We start from the raw sequence: 20,099 nt of genomic DNA, 5'->3' as shown, positions 1-20,099 counted from the left end.
AAATCTCCTTAATAAAAAAATAAGTAAATTATTATAACAGAAATTTATCTAAAAAACTGATTAAAGTATTTTTTAAAGTTGGTAAAAATAATTTAGAATCGGATAATATCTTTTGAGGATTTATTTTTTCTTGTTTTATTTCTTCTTTATAAAAATCTATCCATTGTTTTATCATCTTTTCATTTACTTCTATATGGAACTGTAATCCTACAGCTTTTTTAAATATAAAACCTTGATTATCATAAATTTCATTTTTAAAAATTCGTTCAGCCTCTTTTGGTAAAGTAAAAGTATCTCCATGCCATTGAAATGCTTTGAAATTTTTTGGAAAATCAGAAAATAAAACATTTTTAGAAATTTTTTCTATATTGAAAAATCCTATCTCTTTACCTCTTTCTCCTTTATAAACTTTCCCACCTAAAACTTCTGCTAACATTTGACATCCAAGACATATACCAAATAACGGGATTTGGTATTTCAAAGATTGTTCTATAATTTCAAATTCATACTTTAGAAATGGATATAAATCTGATTCATAAACACCCATATATCCACCTAGTATAACTATAAGGCTATACTCTTCCACAGGTAATTTAAGTTTTTGACCTTTTGGAGTGTCAATATACTCAATAGTAAAGTCTCTTTGTTGTAAATAATCTTCAATAAGTCCTAAATGTTCTATCTCTACATGTCTAATAGCAGCTACTTTTTTCATACTTGACTCCTTTAATCGTATAAATTTTATCAATTGTAATACAATTTTTATGCCAAATATGGAGTTTAAATTGTTTGCATGGACCAACCTTCAACCTTTTGCATATTTAAAAGATTTAAGTTATTATTAAAGTTAAAAAATCACTGTGGAGATTATGGATGATTAGATTATCAATGTTAATTGGAGGAAAAGAAGTATTCAAAGATGAAGTCATTGATGTTATCTATCCTTACAATCAACAAAAGATAGGAGAAGCTGTTAAAGGGTCTGTGGAAGACGTTGAAAAGGCAGTAGAAAAGGCTAAAATCGGATTAAAGAAATTAAAACAGCTTACAGCCTACGAAAAATATAAAATGCTACTAAAAGTAGCACAGCTTCTTGAAGAGAGAAAAGAAGAGTTTGCAAAAGTTATAACTTTAGAAACAGGAAAAACTATAAAAGAATCAAGGATTGAAGTTGACAGAGCTATAAACACAATAACTTTTTCTGCAGAAGAAGCAAAGAGAATAGCAGGAGAGGTAGTCCACTTTGACGCATCTCCAAACGGTAGAGGAAAAAGAGGGTACTACTTTAGAGTTCCAGCAGGGATAGTTGCAGCTATAACACCTTTTAACTTTCCTGTTAACCTTACAGCTCACAAGATAGCTCCTGCTATAGCAGCTGGTTGTCCGTTTATACTAAAACCCAGCGAAAAAACTCCTTTATCGCCAACAATGTTGTGTCAGCTTTTTTTAGAGGCAGGAGTTCCAGAAGAAGCTGTATCTATCATTCCGGGTTTTGCAGATGTAGGGCAGGCAATGACTACCCATTCTGATGTTAGAGTGGTCTCTTTTACAGGAAGTTTAAAAGTAGGAGAGATTATAGCAAAACAAGCAGGACTTAAGAAAATAGTTATGGAACTTGGGTCAAACTCTGCAGTAATAGTAGATAAAGATGCTAATTTAGAGCTTGCAGCTAAAAAATCCGTTTTAGGTGGATTTGCCTTAGCAGGTCAGGTTTGTATATCTGTTCAAAGAGTGTTAGTTCACAAAGATGTTGCAGATGAGTTTGAAAACCTACTTAAAAAAGAAGCTTCTAAATTAAAGTATGGAGACCCGATGGAAGAAGACACCGACGTAGGACCAGTAATATCAATAAATGAAGTAGATAGAATACAAACATGGATATCAGAAGCTGTGATGAAAGGAGCAAAAGTTAGCCTTGGTGGAGAAGCAGAAAAAACACTTTTAAAACCCACAATAGTATCAGAAATTCCAGAAGATTCTAAACTATTTTACGAAGAAGCTTTCGCACCTGTTGTTGCAGTAAAAAGATTTGAAACGATAGAAGAAGCTGTAGAAATGGTAAACAAAACAAATTACGGCTTACAGGTTGGAATATTTACAAACAACCTTAAAAACGCTTGGAAAGTTATTGAAGAAGTAGAGGTTGGTGGCGTAATGGTAAACGACATTCCAACTTTCAGAGCTGATAATATGCCTTATGGTGGTGTAAAAGGAAGCGGTATCGGAAGAGAAGGTCCTAAGTTTGCCATAGAAGATTACACAGAGATTAAAGTAGTAGCTTTTGATTTAAATGCATAAAAACTGTGCAAAAAAATTAAAATTTTGAATAAAAAATATGCATTATTTAATTGAGTTTTTTAAGGTAAAATATTTAAAAGCTTTAATTTAATAATTTTTCAATTTTGGCACAAAATTTGATTATAGAAAATTGGAGGTTTTGAGTATGAAAAAAGTAGAAGCAATCATCAAACCATTTAAGTTAGACGAAGTTAAAGATGCTCTTACAAACATAGGAATCTATGGTATGACAGTTTCAGAAGTTAAAGGTTTTGGAAGACAAAAAGGTCATACAGAACTATATAGAGGAGCTGAATACGTAATAGACTTTTTACCAAAACTAAAGATTGAAGTAGTCGTAGATGATGAGCAAGTTGAGAAGGTTGTAGAAGCTATAATGCAAGCAGCAAGAACAGGTAGAATAGGAGACGGTAAGATATTTATCATACCTATAGATGATGTAATAAGAATAAGAACTGGAGAAAGAGGACCAGAAGCAGTTTAAAAAAATTTTTTTATACAGGAGGTTTTAATGATGATTCAATGTCAAACACCAGATGATGTAATGCGTGTTATATCCGAAAAAGGTATAACATTTATTGACTTTAAATTCTCTGACCCATTTGGTCAGTGGCAACATTTAACTATACCTACCCATGAGTTTGGTTTACACTCTTTTGAAGAAGGAATTCCTTTTGATGGCTCTTCTATAAGAGGATGGAAAGGTATTCAAGAATCAGATATGCTCTTAATACCAGACCCAAAATCTGCTTTTATAGACCCGTTTATAAACGAACCAACCTTATCTTTAGTATGTGATGTAGTTGACCCTATTACGAAAGAGCCTTACTCTAGAGATTCAAGACAAATAGCCAAAAAAGCTCTTGAATTTTTAAAATCAACAGGCATAGGTGATATCGCTTACTTTGGTCCAGAAGCAGAGTTCTTTATATTTGATGACATTAGATTTAGCACAGGTCCTAACCACGCTTTCTATCAAATAGACTCAGAAGAAGCTTGGTGGAACACTTCAAGAGAAGAAAATCCAAACCTTGGCTATAAAATTCCTTTCAAAAGAGGATACTTCCCAGTAGCTCCAATAGACAAAACCCACGATATAAGAATGGAAATGGTAAAAACCCTTGAAGAAGTAGGAATAACTGTAGAGAGAGAACACCACGAAGTTGCAACTGCAGGACAGGGAGAGATAAACTTTAGATTCTCTGACATAATCGGGTCCGGAGATAACATTCAAAAATACAAATACGTTTTAAGAAACGTAGGATACAGGTATGGAAAATTTGTTACATTTATGCCAAAGCCAATTGCAGGAGACAACGGCTCAGGAATGCACGTTCACTTTTCTATATGGAGAAACGGAGAAAACCTATTTGCAGGAAACTCATACGCAGGACTTTCAGAAATAGCACTTTATGCGATAGGTGGAATTATAAAACACGCTAAAGCAATATGTGCATTTTCAAACCCAACAACAAACTCATATCATAGACTTGTTCCGGGATATGAAGCTCCTGTTAGACTTGCGTACTCTGCAAGAAACAGGTCTGCGGCTATAAGAATACCTCTTGGTTCAGAGTCTCCAAAAGCAAAAAGAATAGAAGTAAGATTCCCAGACCCATCTTCTAATCCATACTTAACATTTACAGCATTGCTTATGGCTGCCATAGACGGTATAGAAAATAGAATTCATCCAGGAGAACCTTTAGACAAAGATATATACTCACTTCCACCAGAAGAGCTTGCAAACGTTCCTCAAACTCCAGGGTCATTACAAGAAGCCATAGATGCTCTTAAAGAAGACAAAGAGTTTTTACTAAAAGGCGGAGTGATGGACGAAGACTTTATAAATATGTGGATAGACACAAAACAAGCTGAAGTAGATGCTATAAGATTAATCCCACATCCAAAAGAGTTTGAACTATACTTTGACGTGTGAAAAATAAGGGGCTTAAAAGCCCCTTCTCTTAAAATTTTACCTCTCAAATTTTCCTTTAAAATCTCTATACTTTGACCTTATGTACTTTCTTGCCTGTTGATACCTTCTTTGGAATTTGTTTGGTATTTTATAGGTTGGATAAGGTTTAGGTTCTTTATAAAACAGCCTATAGACAGCAGGTAAAATAAGCAAAGTTAACATTGTAGAGGTAAATATTCCTCCAATTACTACAGTAGCTATTGGTTTTTGAGTTTCTGAGCCTACATCGTTTGTAATTAAAATAGGTACAAGTCCCAAAGATGCAGCTGTAGCTGTTATAAGTATAGGTCTTAATCTTAATTTTGTTGCAATTTCTATAGCTTTATCTATCGTTTTACCCTCTTCTAAAAGCTGTCTTATGTAAGATATTAGAACAACACCGTTTAAAGTAGCTATTCCAAAAACCGCTATAAACCCAATAGCAGCTGGAACAGACAAATTAAAGCCAGATAAGTAAAGAGCAACAATTCCACCTATAGTTGCAAATGGTACATTTAACATAACTATCAAGCTGTCTTTTACTGAATTGTAGTTTATGTAAAGTATGATGAATATTAAGAATATAACTATTGGTATAACTATAGATAACTTTTTCATTGCCCTTTCTTGATTTTCAAACTGTCCTGCAAACTGTATAACATACCCTTCTGGAAGCTTTACATTTTTCCCAATGTTTTGTCTTAGGTCATTTATAAAACTACCCAAGTCTCTTCCTTTTAGGTTAGCTTGGACTAAAGCGTACCTTTGACCGTTTTCGTGTCTTATCTTAAAAAATCCTTCAGAGATTTCAATATCCACAACTTGAGAGAGAGAAACTATTCTATTTTCAGAGCTTACTATAGGAATACTTAAAAACCTTTCAATGTCGTTTATATCTCTATCAGGAAGCTTAACTATAATTGGATAGGATATTAACCCTTCCCGTAGGTTGTTTACTTCTACTCCAGCTATTGCTTCCTTTATAATTTCAAGTAAATCTTCAACAGTAAGGTTAAATTTAGCAAGCTGGTCTTTTTTAGGATAAATCTTTAGCTGAAGTTTTCCTTTTTGAACTTCCATCTCAACATCTACAGCCCCAGGTGTAGCTTTTACAATACTCTCAATCTTCTTACCAATCTCATTTAACACTTCTAAATCATCTCCAAAAACTTTTATAGCAACGGTTGACTTTACCCCTGATAAAAGTTCGTCTATTCTCATTTGGATTGGCTGAGTAAAACTAAACTTTGCGCCTGGAAGCTGATTTAACTTTTCCCTTAATGCATCTTCTAACTCATCTTTTGTTTTAAAGGTTTTCCATTCACTATAAGGTTTTAAAGTTATAAAAGTTTCCATGTAGTTAACATCTTCTGGGTCGCTTTTCTCAGACCTACCTAAAAGAGTAAATGCATCTTTTACTTCAGGAAAAGATTTTGCAGTTTTTTCAACAAAAGATGCTACTTTTGAAGATTCTTCCTTTGTAATGTTAGGGTCTAAGTAAGTTTTAACAAGTAGAGCTCCTTCATCTAAAATAGGTGCAAACTCTGTCCCTATTCTTGTTAAAAGTGTTAAAGATAGTAAAAAAGCTACTACAACAGAAGCTATCACAACTTTGGAATACTTTAACGTTATTTTAAGTATTTTTTGATAAACATTTGATATAAACCTCATTATTTTTGTCTCTTCTTCTTTTTCTGCTTTTATAAAGTAGTAAGCAAGAACTGGCATAAATACAAAAGCAACAAACAAAGACGCAAACAGTGCAAAAATTATAGTCGTTGCAAGAGGTTTATAATATTTACCTTCTACCGACTCAAAACTAAAAATAGGAATAAAGACCATAGCTATAACAAAGACTGCAAATAATACAGGTCTGAAAATTTCCTTTACTGATAGAGATAAAATTTCAAGCCTTCCAGATTTAGATTTGGAAAATTCCAAGTTGTGATGCAAGTGTCTATAGATATTTTCTATTACAACTACCGAAGCATCTGCAAAAAGTCCCATACCTATGGCAAGTCCAGCAAAGGACATTAGATTACCTGATATTCCTGCTTGCTTCATAAATATAAAAGCTATAAGCAGTGTGATTGGAATGGACAAAACTACAATTAAAGCAGTCCTAAAATTGCCTAAGTAAAATATCATCGCTAAAGTAACTAAAACTATACCTTCTATTAAGGCTTTCTCTACAGTGTGTATAGCTTTATCTATCAAGTAAGCTTGGTCATAAACAACTTTTAAATTTACACCTTCAGGTAAAACTTTTATAACATCTTCTAATTTTTTGTAAACATTTTTTATAACTTCTCTTGTGTTGCTAAAACTTCTTTTGACAACTATGTTTCCTTGAACTTCTTCTCCGTTTAATGAGAATAAGCCTCTCCTACCAGGAACTTCATACACCTCTACTTGTGCAATATCAGATACTTTTATGTAAAATCCATCTAAGGATTTAACCTTTATATTTTTAATATCTTCTATGCTCTTTATATATCCTATACCTCTCAAAACTATATCTTTTCCGTTTATTATTCCATATCCACCGCCTGCAACACCTCCCCCTTCTTTAATCTGTTGTATCAGGTCGTTAAAAGAGATGTTGTAAGCTATCATTTTGTTGTAGTCTGGTCTTATCAGATAGGCTTTATCAGGACCCCATTCGTTTATATCCTCAACACCATCAACAGATTTTAATAATGGTTTAACTTTCCATCTCTCTATACTTTTTAAATCTGCAAGTGTATATTTATCACTTTCCAAAACGTAGAACATTACAAAACTGAGACCTGATACGTTTGGTCCTAAAACAGGTTTGTATTGAGAATCTAAAATAGATTCAACTTCATTTAACTTTTCTAAAACCAATCTTCTTGCAAAGAATATATCTACGTTGTCCTTAAAAAAGACTGTAACCTGAGACAACCCTGCTATTGATACACTTCTTACACCTGTTACATCTTTTATTCCAGACATTACCGTTTCTACTTTCTTTGTAATAAGAGATTCAACTTCTTCTGCAGACAGTCCAGGAGCTTCTGTGTATATGTTTACTTGAATAGGTGTAGGGTCAGGAAACGTATCGATTGGTAGAGTCTTGTAAGAGTAAATTCCAAAACCAAAAAGAAAGACTAAAAGCAGTAAAACTATTATTCTATTAGACAAAATAAAGTCTATCATTTACTTTCCTCCAACAACTCTTTTTTCAGAAGGTTTACACCACTTACAACAACCTCCTCTCCCTCTTTTAAACCTTGAACAATGATAACGTTATCAGTAAAAACTTTGTTTATAACAACTTCCTTCAGGGTATATCCTTTATCCGTTTTTACGATTACAAAATTTTTGTAAGATGAAGCTATAACCGCAGATTTAGGAATTATAAAACCTTCTTCTGTGGCTTTAAAAAGTCTTACATTTACAAACATATTAGGTTTTAAAATAAAGTTTTTGTTTTTTACAGATATCCTAATCTCATTTCTTCTTGTTTGAGGATTAAGCTGGTAGTCTATCAAAATTACTTTACCTTCTAACTCAACATTATCCAATCCTACAATAGCTACTTTATCTCCCACTTTAATTTTTTTAACTTCCTCAGGAGGTATCTGAGCAACTACTAAAACTTCGCTCAAATCTGCGATTTTACCTATTTCCTTATCTACACCAACAGGAGAGCCTACAAAAGCAGATATTTCTAAAACAACTCCTGAAACTTTAGACGTAAGCATAAGTTTACCGTTTTTTACAATACCATAGGAAGACAAAACTCTTTCAAGGGATTTTAAAGTTGCAACTGCATTTTCATACTCTACCTTTGCAGAAAAATATCTTGAATAAGGGATAACCTCCTCTTTATATAAAAGTTCTTCTCTGTCTAATATGTTTTTAGCTGTTTGGACTTTTACTTTAGCTGTTTCTATCTGTGCTATTATTTGATTTATCTCTGGAGAGATTACTTGTGCTATAACTTGTCCTTTTCTGACAAAATCTCCTTTTTTAATAAATAGAGCTTCTAAAACTCCTTCTACAGGAGAAGACACAATCACAGTTTTTGATGGGTTTTCTATAACTACTGCTGGATATTCATCTTTATCTGTAAACTTTTCCTTTTTTACCTTTACTGTTTTTATATCAAAGTTTTTTTCTATTTCTGGGTTTAACTTTACATATTTTGCGTAGGAAAGTGAAAATAGGAATAATACTAAAATAAATACTTTTCTCATATCTCTCCTCCGATTTTGACGTATTCTGCATAATTTTTGTGTATAGAGTCTAAAACTTCTAACCTGTACTTTAAAGATTGAAAGAAATCATTTTTTATACTTGTAAGTTCAAACAGGGTTATAACCCTCAATTTATAACTTTTCTCTGCAAGCTGGAGCTGATTTTCTGCAGTAGGTATTAAATCAGTATTTATCTTTAATAACTGAGATTTTAAGTTTTCGTGGGTTTTATAGACTGTCTCATACTTGAGTTTTAAAGTGTTCAGCGTGTAAGTTATAAGATTTTCATACTGTATTTTTCTATTTTTTAATGACATTAACTCACCTGTATATCTATAGAAGGTTGGCAGTGTAGCTGATACAAAAAATCCAGCTTCATAACTATTTTTTGTAGCTTCCTTTGTTATAAATCCAACAGATATCTGAGGTTTAGATAAAGCTCGAAAATAGCTTTCTTGATTTGAAATTACTTGAAGATATTTTTTATAAGACTTTATTTCTGGATTTTCTTCAAAATTCAGCTCTTTTATATCTTTATAGCTGTAAAAATCTCCTTCCACATTTGAAACTTCAAATCCTACAAAAGATGAAAGCTTTTTCAAAGACTCTCTATACTCTGCCTGTGCTTTTTCATAATTTATCTTTGCTAAGGTGTACTCTTTTTCCGACCTATATAAGTCTACTTTTGATACCTCACCTAACTGGTAAGTTTTCTTTACAAAATTGTATATACTCTCTGAAAAATCCAGCTCCTGTTTTGATATTTTCATAACCTCTTTTTTATATAAACTCTCATAGAAAAGTCTGTATATATCACTTTTATAGCTGTATACAAATAAATCAAAATTGTATCTGTAAGATTCTATTAAAGCTTTAACTTCTCCTGTTCGGTAATTTCTTAATCCATAAAGTAGTAGAGGTTGGGAAATAGAAAACTCTGTAAGTGTGGCTGAAGAGTTTCCTTTTGATATCAATCTTCCAAACTCAGCATATACTTCAGGATTTTGAAAACTTTTTGCCTTTACTAGCTCACCTTCTAAAACTTTTACTTCATACTCTTTACTCTTTATAAGTTCATTTTGAAAGGATTTATTTAAAATCTCTTCCAAAGTCTGTCCATAACTAAAAGATAAAAACCCTAAAATTGTAATAATATACTTTTTCACAATAATCCTCCAAAAAATTTTTTTGCGGTGAAAATTTAGGATGAATTAAAGAAAAAAGATTATACTATTGGTGGTTTGAAAATTTTATTTGGAAAGATGTATTTGGGTATAGACTGCTTTGAAATGGTAAATTTAAAGGGATTATTGTCTATTTTATACTCTCCTATATTTACTTTAAACTCAACTTCTATATCTGTTTCTACACCGGAAATATTTTCTCCATAGACTGCTACACAATACTCATCGTGTATATCATCATAAACCTGATCAACTTGATTCATACCTATAAAGAAGGCTAAAAATAATGAAATTAATATTTTGAATACCATAAAACATATTATATCACAAAAAGTTGGAAAGATACATTGCGGTAACCGTATCCATTGTCTGTACGTGATTTATAAGCCAAGGTTTAAAGTTATAAATAAGATACTCTTTTAATGTTTTAACGTCGTTTTTCTCTTTTAACATCTTTTCTAAACTTTTTAATTCAAATAATACTCTGTCGTGTTCACCTCTATGCATAGGATATGCAAAGAAGTTATATTTTTCCATTAAGGATTGTTCAAAAGAAAAGTGCTGTATTACATCATTTAAAAATTCATCAAAAAGCTTAACAACCTCTTCAAACCTTGAGTTGTCATCTTCAAATTCTAAAATTTTGTTGTAAAGTTTATTTAATATATCTATTTCTACAGAATGAACCTCATTCATCTTATCAACAGCAACTTTAGATATTTCTTGAGGAGATACTAACATTTTACCCACCTCTATTTAAGATTTTAATACCATTATATCTTATTTTTAAAAATTTTCAAACTGTGTTATAAAATCTTGCAAAGTTTTAAAATTTGGTTTATTCTAATTTTACATATTTGTAGGAGGAGATGAATGACGACAGGATACTTTGGGCTTGTAGTATTTTTTGTTTTAGCTGTTGTTATAGGTGCTGCATTACTTATTTTAAACAGACTTTTAGCTCCAAAAACTCCTGAACCTTACGAAGGATACCCTTACGAATGTGGAGTTCCACTTTACGACAAAACTACGTGGACTACTATAGACCAAAAATATTATCTATTAGGTTTACTACTTGTTCTTTTTGACTTAGAGTCTGCTTTTGTATTTCCTTGGGCTGTAATATTTAAGGAAGTGGCTCAAGTAGCATCTGGGTTTATTTTTACAGAAATGTTTTTATTCTTGGCAATACTTATTTTAGGATACATATATGCTTGGAAAAAAGGAGCGTTAAGATGGCAGTAAATAGTAATAGCGGAATAATTTTAACTACAGTAGAAGAAGTTTTAAGCTGGGGAAGAAGAAACTCTTTATGGCCTGTATCCATAGGTCTTGCTTGTTGTGCAATTGAGATGATGCATACAGCTGCATCAAGATTTGATACAGACAGGCTTGGTATCATATTTAGAGGTTCTCCAAGACAGGCAGACGTCTTAATCGTTGCTGGAACTGTTGTAAATAAAGTTGCACCAATGCTTAAACTTATATATGAGCAGATGCCAGACCCTAAATGGGTTATATCAATGGGTGGTTGTTCATCTGCAGGAGGTCCGTTCCCTACTTATTCAACCCTTCAAGGAGTTGATAGAATAATTCCTGTTGATGTTTACGTTCCAGGATGTCCTCCAACGCCACAGGCTCTACTCTGGGGAATTATGGAACTTCAGAAAAAAATAAAAGCAAGACAAGAAGGGAAAGAATTAAAAGAAATTCCTATTAAAATTCCTACAGCATCTAAACCTGTTATTAAGTAGTAATATTTTTAAAACTAAAAGAGGAAAAATTTGATTTGGATAAATCCTCAAAAGGTAGACAATTTAAAGTCTACCTTTCCTTCCATAAAAATTTTTAAAGATGAAAATTCAGTATCAGTAGAGATAGAAAAGGAAAGATTAATAGATTTATTAAAGTTTCTAAAAGAAGAACCAGAATATTCTTTTAAAATGTTTATAGACTTTACAGTTGTAGACTATCCATTTCATAAACCAAGATTTCAAGGAGTTTATATACTATACTCTCCTGATTACAATGAAAGAATAATAATAAAAACTTGGACAGATGAATCCCTACCTTCTTTAATACCTCTGTGGAAGGGAGCAAAGTGGGCTGAAAGAGAAGCCTACGATATGTTTGGAATAAAATTTGAAGGACACGAAAATCTTGTTAGAATGTTTCTATGGGAAACATACCCTTACTATCCATTGAGAAAAGACTTTCCAAAAGAAGGTATAAAAGACACATATCTTCCATCTTTAAATGAAAGGGGAAATATTCCAAGCCACGATTACGACCCTTACCATACAGCTATACCCACCTTAGAAGACTTGGAAATTACAGAAAGAAAGAGAATAAACAAAAAAAATCAAATAGTACTAAACTGGGGACCACTACACCCAGGAACCCACGGAACAATATGGTTTTTGTTTGACCTTGAAGGTGAAACGATAAGAGAGTGTGATATTATTTTGGGACAGCTCCACAGAGGAATAGAAAAGTTAGCAGAAGACCTTACCTACACCCAGATTATTCCTTACACAGACAGAATGGATTATATCTCAGCTCTCTGCTCAAACATAGCATATGTAAATGCAGTAGAGAAACTTCTAAAAGTAGATCCTACAGAAAAAGCAAAATGGATTAGAACTATGATGGCTGAACTTCAAAGAATAAACAGCCATCTTTTATGGCTTGGTACAACTGCCTTAGACCTTGGTGCTTTGACGATGTTCCTATACACATTTAGAGAAAGAGAAAAAATCATGGACATTATTGAAGGCATAGCTGGAATAAGGCTAAACTCTTCTTTTCTTAGAATAGGTGGTGTTAGATACGACCTTCCAGAAGGTGCATTAGATGTTATAAAACACTTTATAAGCGACTTTCCTGCAAGGATAAAAGATTACGAAAACCTTTTAACGAAAAACAGAATTTGGATAAAGAGAAATAAAGATATAGGAGTTGTCACAAAAGAAGATGTTTACCAGTATGGACTTACAGGCATTATGGCAAGGAGTGCAGGGGTTCCTTATGATATAAGGTACATTCAGCCAACAGATGCATACTCAGAAGTAGATTTTGAAATTCCTCTTGGAACAGTAGGAGATGCCTACGATAGATATCTACTGAGAATGGAAGAGATGAAACAAAGCGTAAACATTATCCGACAATGTGTTGAAAAATTAGAAAAAATGAAAGATGATAAACATCTTGCAACAGAAAATCCTTATGTACTTCCTACACTGCAAGAGACATATTACTCAATAGAAGCTATGGTAAAAGATTTTAATCTTCGTATATACGGAGAAAAAGCTCCAGAAGGGGAGATATATCTGTCAGGAGAAAATCCAAGAGGAGAACTTGGATTTTATATAGTAAGTAAAGGAGAAGGAAGACCTTACAGACTGAGAATAAGGTCAGGAGCTTTCTACAACCTTCAAATATTCCCTCAACTTATTAAAGGGAGAACGGTAGCAGACGCTGTTGCTCTACTTGGAAGTATTGACCCTGTTGTTGGAGAAACTGACAGGTAGATTCCATGTATGGTTTAAAGGACCGTGTCCTTTTCCTATAGATAAACTGTTTTCTATTGCACCTTGTATATACTCTCTTGCTTTTTTTATAGCATCTATTGGATTTTCCCCTTTAGCTAAAAATGCCGTAATTGCAGCTGAGAACGTACATCCTGTTCCGTGAGTGTTTTTTGTTAGAATAGATTTAGCTTTAAGGTATTCAAAATTTCTACCATTGTAAATAACGTCTATCTTTGCATCCCCTTCAAGATGACCACCTTTTAAAACGACATATTTAGAGCCTAAAGAGTGTATAACCTTACAAGCTTTCTCCATATCTTCTACATTTTTTATCTCAAACTTACATATATCCTCAGCTTCTGGAATGTTGGGTGTTATTACTAAAGCTAAAGGCAATAATTTTTCTAAAAGTGTTTTTCTTGATGATTCTTTAAGCAATGGGTCTCCTGACTTTGCTATCATTACAGGGTCTACTACTAAATTATTTAATTTAAAGTCTTTTATAGCTTGAGAAACAGCTTGTATTATCTCTTCAGAAAATAGCATACCTGTTTTTAACGCATCTACCCCTATATCTTCTGCTACCACTTTTATTTGATTATAGACTATATCTGGAGGAATAGGATGAACACCAAAGACTCCTACAGTATTTTGAACTGTGATCGCTGTTATTGCAGTCATTCCATAAACACCAAGTGCTGTAAACGTTTTTAAATCTGCTTGTATACCTGCACCGCCTCCACTATCAGAACCTGCTATGGTTAAAGCTTTTGCTATCATTTTAACACCTCTACATTTTTAGAAAAATTATAACAAACCTAAAAATGTACAAATTTTCGCATTTTTCCCTTTTAATAGTAATTTTAGGCAGTTTGTATCGTCTAAATAGTTTTAAATCAAAAACTTAATCATAATTCTAGGAAAAATAAATAAAACAGTGTTTAATTTTTTTAATTCTTATGTTAAGATAATTTAAAGTAAAAAATATTCTAAGAGGTTGCTGATGGAGATGTTGGCCACTGTAGTAGGAGTAGTTATAAAATCTCTTGTATTCATTGTTGGAATGTTCTTAGCAGCAGCTTACCTAACTCTTATAGAAAGAAAGTTTGCGGGACACGTTCAGCAAAGACCTGGACCTTTACATGTTGGTTTTCACGGATTGCTTCAACCTATAGCTGACGCATTAAAGGTTTTAACAAAAGAAGATTTAGTTCCAAATAATGTAGATAAGGTTTTATTTTACCTTGCTTCTTTACTTGCCTTTGTTCCTGCTATTATGATCCTTTCAGTAATACCTTTTGGAGAGCCTTTTACAATCTTCGGAATAGAGATAAAGCCTTACATTACAGATTTAAATATAGGTTTAATATTAGCCCTTGCCTTTAGTAGCATAAGTATTTACGGTGTTATCTTTGCAGGATGGGCTTCCAATAGTAAATATCCAATGATAGGTGGACTTAGAAAAGCAGCTGTATTGATAGGTTATGAAGTTGCTTTAGGTTTTGCAATGGTAGGACCTATAATGATGGCAGGGTCATTTTCTCTAAGAGAGATTGTTTACGCTCAAGAAGGATTTTTCGGTGCTTTTATATGGTATCAACCTTTAGCTTTTATAGTGATTTTATTTGCTATACTTGCAGAAACAGGAAGAACTCCTTTTGACGTACAAGAAGCTGAAGCTGAGCTTGTATCTGGATACAACACTGAATATTCAGGAATGAAGTTTGGTTTATTCCCACTTGCTGAGTGGTACATTGGAACTTTTGTTTTAAGTGCTATCGCTGTAATTCTTTTCTTTGGCGGATGGAAAGGACCTGAAATTTTTGGACCTTTATCACCATTTATATGGTTTTTCTTAAAAGTATTTATGATGTTTATGTTCTTCTTATGGGTTCACTGGACGCTTCCAAGGTACAGAGTAGACCAGATAACAGAGATAGCTTGGAAAGTAATGCTTCCACTATCTTTACTAAACATATTTATCACAGCCATTATAATAATGATTAAAGGTTAAAGATGGTAAAGTTCAAGTACGTAGAAAGACCAAATCTTAGCTTTATAGAAAGGATATTTTTCTTAGACTTTATAAAAGGGTTAAGAGTAACTTTTAAAAACATGATAAAAAAAACCATTACAACAAAGTATCCGTATGAAAAGATAACACCACCTAAAAGATTTAGAGGTACCCACGCCCATAGGATTAAAGATGGAAATGAACCTCCATCTTTCAGCGTTTTAGAAAAGTTTATGGATATAAATACAGGTGAAAGCAGATGTGTTGCCTGTTATATGTGTCAACAGGCATGCCCTATGCCTTCTTTATTTAGAATAGAAGCAGTGCAACTTCCTAATGGAAAAAAGAAAGTTGTAAGGTTTGATATGAATCTGCTAAACTGTTTATACTGTGGTCTTTGCGTTGATGCTTGCCCTGTTGACTGTCTTATAATGACGGATATATACGAAACTGCTAAATATCAAAGAGAGAATTGTGTTATTCACATGGACGATATGAGCGAGAGAGGAAGAGAGTTTGATTCAAGAAGGTTAAAAGAACCAGATAGAATATGGATAGAGGACCAAGAAAGAATTAAGTTATGGGGGCAGATAAAATGGAGTTAAGCGTAGTAGCATTTTGGGTTTTGTCTGCTATAGCAGTTTTATCTGCTATAGGTGTTGTGTTTTTTAAAAACATTGTTTACTCGGTGTTATCTTTAATATCAACACTGATAGCTATCTCCGGTCTTTTCTTTAATTTAGGTGCAGAGCTTATAGGTGCTTTACAGATACTAATCTACGCTGTGGCTATAGTCGTATTTTATGTCTTAGTTATTTCAACAGTTCCTCAGTATAAAGGTGAGGCAGTAGACCCTAAATATGCATTACTATCAGCTCCGTTTGGGTTTATACTCTTTTTAGAACTTGCTTACGTATCTGTTTATGGTCTTTGGGCTTCCAATACTGGTATATTTTCACCAGATATATTTAACCAAATATCAAATGCTAAAGCAGTCGCAACGCTACTTTTTACAAAGTATCTATTCCCGTTTGAAGTAGCTTCTTTAATACTTCTTGTAGCTATGATAGGGGCAATTTTACTTGGTAGAAAAGAAATAGTAGAAGAAGGAGGAGCGTGATGGTTCCTTACGAGTACTACGTAGCTTTAAGTGGTTTCCTTATGGTTTTAGGTTTTATCGGCGTTATAGTTAGAAAAAACATAATAGCTATGCTTATATCTACAGAGCTGATGTTAAACGCTGTAAACATAGCTTTTGTAGCCTTTGATATGAAACTCCATGATGTTGTCGGACAAGTTTTTGTATTCTTTATTCTTACTATCGCAGCAGCAGAGGCTGCTATAGGACTTGGTCTCATAATGGCTATATACAGAATGAAAAAAGACGTAGATGTAGAAAAATTAACAGAATTAAAGGGGTAAGGCTATGGAGTACTTGTGGATAATACCTTTTTCACCACTGATTGCCTTTATCATTATAGGTTTATTTGGCTACAAATTTTTAAGAGAGCCGTTAGCAGGTATAGTTGCAGTTATAGGTGTAGCAATTTCAGCCATAGCATCTATTAAAGGTTTTATTGATGTAGCATCAACAGGGAATTACTACGATTTAAAGCTCTTTAATTGGATGCCTATAGGAGATTATAACATCTCTGTAAGCATCTTATGGGATCCGTTATCTGCTTTAATGACCTGTGTTGTTACTTGTGTATCAACATTTATCTTTATATTTGCAACTGGATACATGAAAGGTGATGAGTCTTATCCAAGGTTCTTTGCATACCTTTCTCTTTTCGTTTTTATGATGCTTATGCTTACACTGTCTGATAACCTTGTTCAACTGTTTTTCGGATGGGAAGGAGTTGGTTTAGCTTCATATTTACTTATCGGTTTTTGGCACTATAAAAAGTCAGCAGCAAACGCTGCAATGGAAGCTTTCGTAGTTAACAGGGTTGGAGATTGGTTGTTTTTACTAGGTATATTACTTGCCTTTATTACATTCGGAACATTAGACTATCTCCAAATATTCCAAAAGTTAGCTGGTGTTGATTACATAATTATAACAGCTATAGCTTTACTATTATTTGGTGGTGCAGTTGGTAAATCTGCTCAAATACCTCTACATATATGGCTTCCTAATGCGATGGAAGGTCCTACACCAGTTTCTGCATTAATTCACGCCGCTACAATGGTTGCAGCTGGTGTGTACATGGTTGCAAGATTAATGCCTGTTTTTGCAAGCTCAGAAATAGCTCTTGATACAGTACTATTTATAGGAACTATGTCAGCTTTCTTAGCTGCTACAATGGGTCTTGTTCAAAACGATATAAAGAGAATTATTGCTTATTCTACATTATCGCAACTTGGATACATGTTTGCAGCTGAAGGATTAGGGCTTTTTGGGGAAGGAATGTTCCATCTTACTTCCCACGCTGTATTTAAAGCATTACTATTCTTAGGCTCTGGTAGTGTTTTAATAGCTCTTCACCACCTTTTAGACGTTCAAAAGATGGGTCAGATTGGAAGAGCTATGCCCATAACTATGGGAACGTTTTTAATTGGTTCTTTAGCTTTGGCAGGTATTCCACCGTTTGTAGGATTCTTCAGTAAAGACCCTATTATAGAAGGAGCTTATGAGATAAACACTTTTGCTTTTACCTTTTTATGGATCGGTGCATTTATGACAGCATTTTATATCTTTAGATTGTTCTTCCTAACATTCTTTGATGGAGACAGGTTAGACCCTCACATTAGAGAGCATGTTCACGAGTCTCCACCTAACATGACTATACCTTTAATTGTATTAGCAACCTCTACGGTAGTATTAGGATTCTTTAGAGAGTTTTTCATAAACTTCTTAAAGCCTTCTTTAGACCCAAGCCATATGAAGTTTTTACCTGAAGAAGTAAAAGTATTAGTAAGTGAAGGTTTAGCAAGATCTCACCATGTTCACGTAGAACCTAATGCGTTTGAATTTATGGGGCATTCTTTAACCTCTCTTTTAGGCTGGGTTTTATTACTAACAGCAATATGTGGGATATTACTTGCTTACATAATGTATCAAATAAGAAAAATTGATCCTGTTAAAACCGGAGAAATCTTCCAACCAATATATAAACTTTTCTATAATAGATGGTTCTTTGACCACATCTATTATGCAATATTTGTTTATGGTTATTACAAACTTTCTAAAGTCTTATGGTTTATTGGTGATAGGGTAATCATTGACGGGATAGTTGATGGTTCAGGTAAAGGCTCATTGTTTGCAGGGGAGATATTTAGAAAAACACAGATGGGAAGGATAAGTGGATATGTTTTACAGATGGTTATTGGTATAGTTATATTCTTATCTTTATTCTTGTTTTTAAAGTAGGAGGAGTAGGAGATGACACCAGAGTTCGTTTATGCACAATTTCCGATAATAAGTATATCTATACTGATACCTCTTATAGCCGCAGCTATTGTATTTTTTACAAGTGAAAAAATAGCAAAACAAATTAGCATAATTGCTTCTATTATAGTATTTATACTATCATCTTATATGCTTCTCACATATGACCCATCTGGGTACAAAATCCAGTTTTATGAAAAGTATTCTTGGATTCCTCAATTTGGTATAAACTATGAAGTAGGCGTTGACGCACTTAGTTTAACTATGGTTTGGCTTACAGCTATATCTTTTGTTGTTGCTTTTATCTGGAGTACAAATATAGAAAAAAGGATTAAAGAGTACTTTATAGCCTTTTTAGTTCTTGAGGCTGCATGTATAGGTGTGTTTGTAGCTTGGGATTTAGTTGCTTTTTACGTTTTCTGGGAAGTAATGCTTATACCTATGTTTCTTATAATTGGTGTATGGGGTTATGCAGAAAGAATATATGCAGCAACAAAGTTTTTCATATACACATTCTTCGGTTCTCTCTTCCTTTTAATCGGCGTAATAGGAATGTACATCTATAACTATATGGAAAACAACGTTTTATCAATGAGTTATTTTGACCTATTAAAACTATCTCTTCCTCATAATCTTGAAATAATATTCTTCTTACTTTTAGCACTTGGTTTTGCTATAAAGGTTCCTATGTGGCCGTTCCACACATGGCTTCCAGCTGCTCACGTTCAGGCTCCAACTGCTGGTTCTGTTATTTTAGCAGCTGTTCTCTTAAAGATGGGTACATACGGATTTGTTAGATTTAATCTTCCTTGGTTCCCAGAAGCTTCCAAATACTTTATGCCTGTAATGTTTGCTCTTGGTGTTATCGCTATTATATACACAGCTATGATGGCAATTGCTCAAACACACATAAAAAGACTTATCGCTTACTCTTCTGTTTCTCACATGGGTTTTGTTACGATAGGAACGTTTGCTTTAAATACAGAAGGTGTAAACGGTGCAATCATTACTATGATATCTCACGGTTTAACATCAGGAGCTTTATTCCTCGCTGCAGGATTTATCTATGAAAGATTACACAGCTATGAGATGAAAGACCTTGGAGGTATGGCTAAGTTTGTCCCAGTGTTTGCTACCTTATTTATGATATCCGCTATGGCATCTGCAGGATTACCTGGATTATCTGGATTTGTAGGGGAGTTTTTAGCTTTACTTGGAACTTTTAAAGTAAGTATTTTAACTGCATCATTAGCAGGATTAAGCCTTATTGTTGGAGCTGCTTATACTTTATGGCTTTATAAGAGGACTATGTTTGAAGAAGAGTTGTTAACAGAAGAGGAAAAGAAAGAATATTCTAAATTAAAAGATTTAAACACAGCTGAGCTTTGGTCTTTCTTACCATTGGTTGTATTTATGTTTGTGATTGGTCTATATCCAAAGTGGTGGATTGAACTTATAAATAATACAACTGCTTTTGTTCTTCATAAGATAGTAGGAGGGTAAGC

19 protein-coding genes are annotated in these 20,099 nt (G+C 33.3%); 12 read left to right on the top strand and 7 right to left on the bottom strand.

The window, feature by feature from the left end; all coding sequences use genetic code 11:
• Positions 1–31 precede the first annotated feature (31 nt).
• Entirely contained in the window at positions 32–715 is a 684-nt protein-coding gene (locus Q385_RS0106455; protein ID WP_028950881.1) for a type 1 glutamine amidotransferase, read from the bottom strand.
• A 158-nt stretch (positions 716–873) separates the two neighbouring features.
• On the opposite strand from Q385_RS0106455, the gene Q385_RS0106445 reads away from it, so the two are divergent.
• The 3 genes from Q385_RS0106445 to glnA all read left to right on the top strand — a co-directional run bounded on the left by Q385_RS0106445 (position 874) and on the right by glnA (position 4,234).
• Positions 874–2,298 (top strand): aldehyde dehydrogenase family protein, encoded by a 1,425-nt coding sequence (locus tag Q385_RS0106445; protein ID WP_028950880.1) that lies wholly within the window; start codon positions 874–876, stop codon positions 2,296–2,298.
• Positions 2,299–2,443: 145 nt separating this feature from the next.
• Positions 2,444–2,782 (top strand): P-II family nitrogen regulator, encoded by a 339-nt coding sequence (locus Q385_RS0106440; RefSeq protein WP_012673920.1) that lies wholly within the window; start codon positions 2,444–2,446, stop codon positions 2,780–2,782.
• 30 nt (positions 2,783–2,812) lie between these two features.
• Positions 2,813–4,234, top strand: coding sequence for a type I glutamate--ammonia ligase (gene glnA / locus Q385_RS0106435; RefSeq protein ID WP_028950879.1), 1,422 nt, complete (start codon positions 2,813–2,815; stop codon positions 4,232–4,234).
• A gap of 36 nt (positions 4,235–4,270) precedes the next feature.
• Here glnA and Q385_RS08955 read toward each other — a convergent pair whose 3' ends face one another.
• From Q385_RS08955 to Q385_RS0106410, 5 genes are all read right to left on the bottom strand, one after another.
• Positions 4,271–7,432 (bottom strand): efflux RND transporter permease subunit, encoded by a 3,162-nt coding sequence (locus Q385_RS08955; RefSeq protein ID WP_084609414.1) that lies wholly within the window; start codon positions 7,430–7,432, stop codon positions 4,271–4,273.
• The gene (locus Q385_RS0106425; protein WP_028950878.1) at positions 7,429–8,475 is read right to left on the bottom strand and encodes an efflux RND transporter periplasmic adaptor subunit; all 1,047 of its coding nucleotides are present in this window, start codon (positions 8,473–8,475) and stop codon (positions 7,429–7,431) included. Before Q385_RS0106425 ends, Q385_RS08955 begins: the two co-directional genes overlap by 4 nt.
• The gene (locus Q385_RS0106420; protein WP_028950877.1) at positions 8,472–9,641 is read right to left on the bottom strand and encodes a TolC family protein; all 1,170 of its coding nucleotides are present in this window, start codon (positions 9,639–9,641) and stop codon (positions 8,472–8,474) included. Before Q385_RS0106420 ends, Q385_RS0106425 begins: the two co-directional genes overlap by 4 nt.
• Before the next feature lie 59 nt (positions 9,642–9,700).
• On the bottom strand, positions 9,701–9,922 hold the full coding sequence (locus Q385_RS0106415) for a hypothetical protein (RefSeq protein WP_028950876.1): 222 nt from the start codon (positions 9,920–9,922) through the stop codon (positions 9,701–9,703).
• A gap of 61 nt (positions 9,923–9,983) precedes the next feature.
• Positions 9,984–10,400, bottom strand: a complete 417-nt coding sequence (locus tag Q385_RS0106410; RefSeq protein WP_028950875.1) for a bacteriohemerythrin — start codon at positions 10,398–10,400, stop codon at positions 9,984–9,986.
• Between the two features lie 132 nt (positions 10,401–10,532).
• Between Q385_RS0106410 and Q385_RS0106405 the strand changes: the two genes are divergently transcribed.
• The 3 genes from Q385_RS0106405 to nuoD are packed head-to-tail and all read left to right on the top strand — an operon-like array spanning position 10,533 to position 13,189.
• Positions 10,533–10,904 (top strand): NADH-quinone oxidoreductase subunit A, encoded by a 372-nt coding sequence (locus Q385_RS0106405; RefSeq protein WP_028950874.1) that lies wholly within the window; start codon positions 10,533–10,535, stop codon positions 10,902–10,904.
• Positions 10,895–11,413, top strand: a complete 519-nt coding sequence (locus Q385_RS0106400) for a NuoB/complex I 20 kDa subunit family protein (RefSeq protein WP_028950873.1) — start codon at positions 10,895–10,897, stop codon at positions 11,411–11,413. The genes Q385_RS0106405 and Q385_RS0106400 overlap by 10 nt, the downstream gene beginning before the upstream one ends.
• Before the next feature lie 30 nt (positions 11,414–11,443).
• Positions 11,444–13,189 carry an NADH dehydrogenase (quinone) subunit D gene (gene nuoD, locus Q385_RS0106395; protein ID WP_028950872.1) on the top strand — a complete coding sequence of 582 codons (1,746 nt, stop codon included), beginning with the start codon at positions 11,444–11,446 and terminating at the stop codon, positions 13,187–13,189.
• On the opposite strand, the gene thiD is transcribed toward nuoD, so the two are convergent.
• A complete protein-coding gene (gene thiD, locus Q385_RS0106390) occupies positions 13,145–13,969 on the bottom strand; it encodes a bifunctional hydroxymethylpyrimidine kinase/phosphomethylpyrimidine kinase (RefSeq protein WP_028950871.1) in 825 nt (274 codons plus the stop codon). The two genes, nuoD and thiD, sit on opposite strands and share 45 nt — an antisense overlap.
• Before the next feature lie 223 nt (positions 13,970–14,192).
• On the opposite strand from thiD, the gene nuoH reads away from it, so the two are divergent.
• Genes nuoH through Q385_RS0106360 form a run of 6 tightly spaced genes read left to right on the top strand, consistent with a single transcriptional unit; the run spans position 14,193 to position 20,097 of the window.
• A complete protein-coding gene (gene nuoH / locus Q385_RS0106385; protein ID WP_028950870.1) occupies positions 14,193–15,203 on the top strand; it encodes an NADH-quinone oxidoreductase subunit NuoH in 1,011 nt (336 codons plus the stop codon).
• 2 nt (positions 15,204–15,205) lie between these two features.
• The gene (locus Q385_RS0106380) at positions 15,206–15,808 is read left to right on the top strand and encodes a NuoI/complex I 23 kDa subunit family protein (RefSeq protein ID WP_028950869.1); all 603 of its coding nucleotides are present in this window, start codon (positions 15,206–15,208) and stop codon (positions 15,806–15,808) included.
• Positions 15,799–16,323, top strand: coding sequence for an NADH-quinone oxidoreductase subunit J (locus Q385_RS0106375; RefSeq protein ID WP_028950868.1), 525 nt, complete (start codon positions 15,799–15,801; stop codon positions 16,321–16,323). Before Q385_RS0106380 ends, Q385_RS0106375 begins: the two co-directional genes overlap by 10 nt.
• Positions 16,323–16,625: an NADH-quinone oxidoreductase subunit NuoK gene (gene nuoK / locus Q385_RS0106370; protein ID WP_028950867.1), complete on the top strand. Its 303-nt coding sequence runs from the start codon at positions 16,323–16,325 to the stop codon at positions 16,623–16,625. The genes Q385_RS0106375 and nuoK overlap by 1 nt, the downstream gene beginning before the upstream one ends.
• 4 nt (positions 16,626–16,629) lie before the next feature.
• Positions 16,630–18,576, top strand: coding sequence for an NADH-quinone oxidoreductase subunit L (gene nuoL, locus Q385_RS0106365; RefSeq protein WP_028950866.1), 1,947 nt, complete (start codon positions 16,630–16,632; stop codon positions 18,574–18,576).
• A 12-nt stretch (positions 18,577–18,588) separates the two neighbouring features.
• The gene (locus tag Q385_RS0106360) at positions 18,589–20,097 is read left to right on the top strand and encodes a complex I subunit 4 family protein (RefSeq protein WP_028950865.1); all 1,509 of its coding nucleotides are present in this window, start codon (positions 18,589–18,591) and stop codon (positions 20,095–20,097) included.
• Positions 20,098–20,099 lie beyond the last annotated feature (2 nt).

This window comes from Sulfurihydrogenibium subterraneum DSM 15120 (genome assembly GCF_000619805.1).
GTDB lineage: Bacteria > Aquificota > Aquificia > Aquificales > Hydrogenothermaceae > Sulfurihydrogenibium > Sulfurihydrogenibium subterraneum.
The sequence above is the reverse complement of the archived record's forward strand: the minus strand, read 5'-3'. Positions and strand labels throughout refer to the sequence as shown.

What these genes read in the sequence shown, in the direction of transcription:
- nuoK (WP_028950867.1), top strand. Translation starts at nt 16,323, where the DNA reads ATGGTTCCTTACGAGTACTACGTAGCTTTAAGTGGTTTCCTTATGGTT.
- Q385_RS0106400 (WP_028950873.1), top strand. Translation starts at nt 10,895, where the DNA reads ATGGCAGTAAATAGTAATAGCGGAATAATTTTAACTACAGTAGAAGAA.
- Q385_RS0106360 (WP_028950865.1), top strand. Translation starts at nt 18,589, where the DNA reads ATGACACCAGAGTTCGTTTATGCACAATTTCCGATAATAAGTATATCT.
- Q385_RS0106405 (WP_028950874.1), top strand. Translation starts at nt 10,533, where the DNA reads ATGACGACAGGATACTTTGGGCTTGTAGTATTTTTTGTTTTAGCTGTT.
- Q385_RS0106415 (WP_028950876.1), bottom strand. Translation starts at nt 9,922, where the DNA reads ATGAATCAAGTTGATCAGGTTTATGATGATATACACGATGAGTATTGT.
- Q385_RS0106425 (WP_028950878.1), bottom strand. Translation starts at nt 8,475, where the DNA reads ATGAGAAAAGTATTTATTTTAGTATTATTCCTATTTTCACTTTCCTAC.
- glnA (WP_028950879.1), top strand. Translation starts at nt 2,813, where the DNA reads ATGATTCAATGTCAAACACCAGATGATGTAATGCGTGTTATATCCGAA.
- Q385_RS0106375 (WP_028950868.1), top strand. Translation starts at nt 15,799, where the DNA reads ATGGAGTTAAGCGTAGTAGCATTTTGGGTTTTGTCTGCTATAGCAGTT.
- Q385_RS0106455 (WP_028950881.1), bottom strand. Translation starts at nt 715, where the DNA reads ATGAAAAAAGTAGCTGCTATTAGACATGTAGAGATAGAACATTTAGGA.
- nuoL (WP_028950866.1), top strand. Translation starts at nt 16,630, where the DNA reads ATGGAGTACTTGTGGATAATACCTTTTTCACCACTGATTGCCTTTATC.
- Q385_RS0106445 (WP_028950880.1), top strand. Translation starts at nt 874, where the DNA reads ATGATTAGATTATCAATGTTAATTGGAGGAAAAGAAGTATTCAAAGAT.
- Q385_RS0106410 (WP_028950875.1), bottom strand. Translation starts at nt 10,400, where the DNA reads ATGTTAGTATCTCCTCAAGAAATATCTAAAGTTGCTGTTGATAAGATG.
- Q385_RS0106440 (WP_012673920.1), top strand. Translation starts at nt 2,444, where the DNA reads ATGAAAAAAGTAGAAGCAATCATCAAACCATTTAAGTTAGACGAAGTT.
- Q385_RS0106380 (WP_028950869.1), top strand. Translation starts at nt 15,206, where the DNA reads ATGGTAAAGTTCAAGTACGTAGAAAGACCAAATCTTAGCTTTATAGAA.
- thiD (WP_028950871.1), bottom strand. Translation starts at nt 13,969, where the DNA reads ATGATAGCAAAAGCTTTAACCATAGCAGGTTCTGATAGTGGAGGCGGT.
- Q385_RS08955 (WP_084609414.1), bottom strand. Translation starts at nt 7,432, where the DNA reads ATGATAGACTTTATTTTGTCTAATAGAATAATAGTTTTACTGCTTTTA.
- nuoH (WP_028950870.1), top strand. Translation starts at nt 14,193, where the DNA reads ATGGAGATGTTGGCCACTGTAGTAGGAGTAGTTATAAAATCTCTTGTA.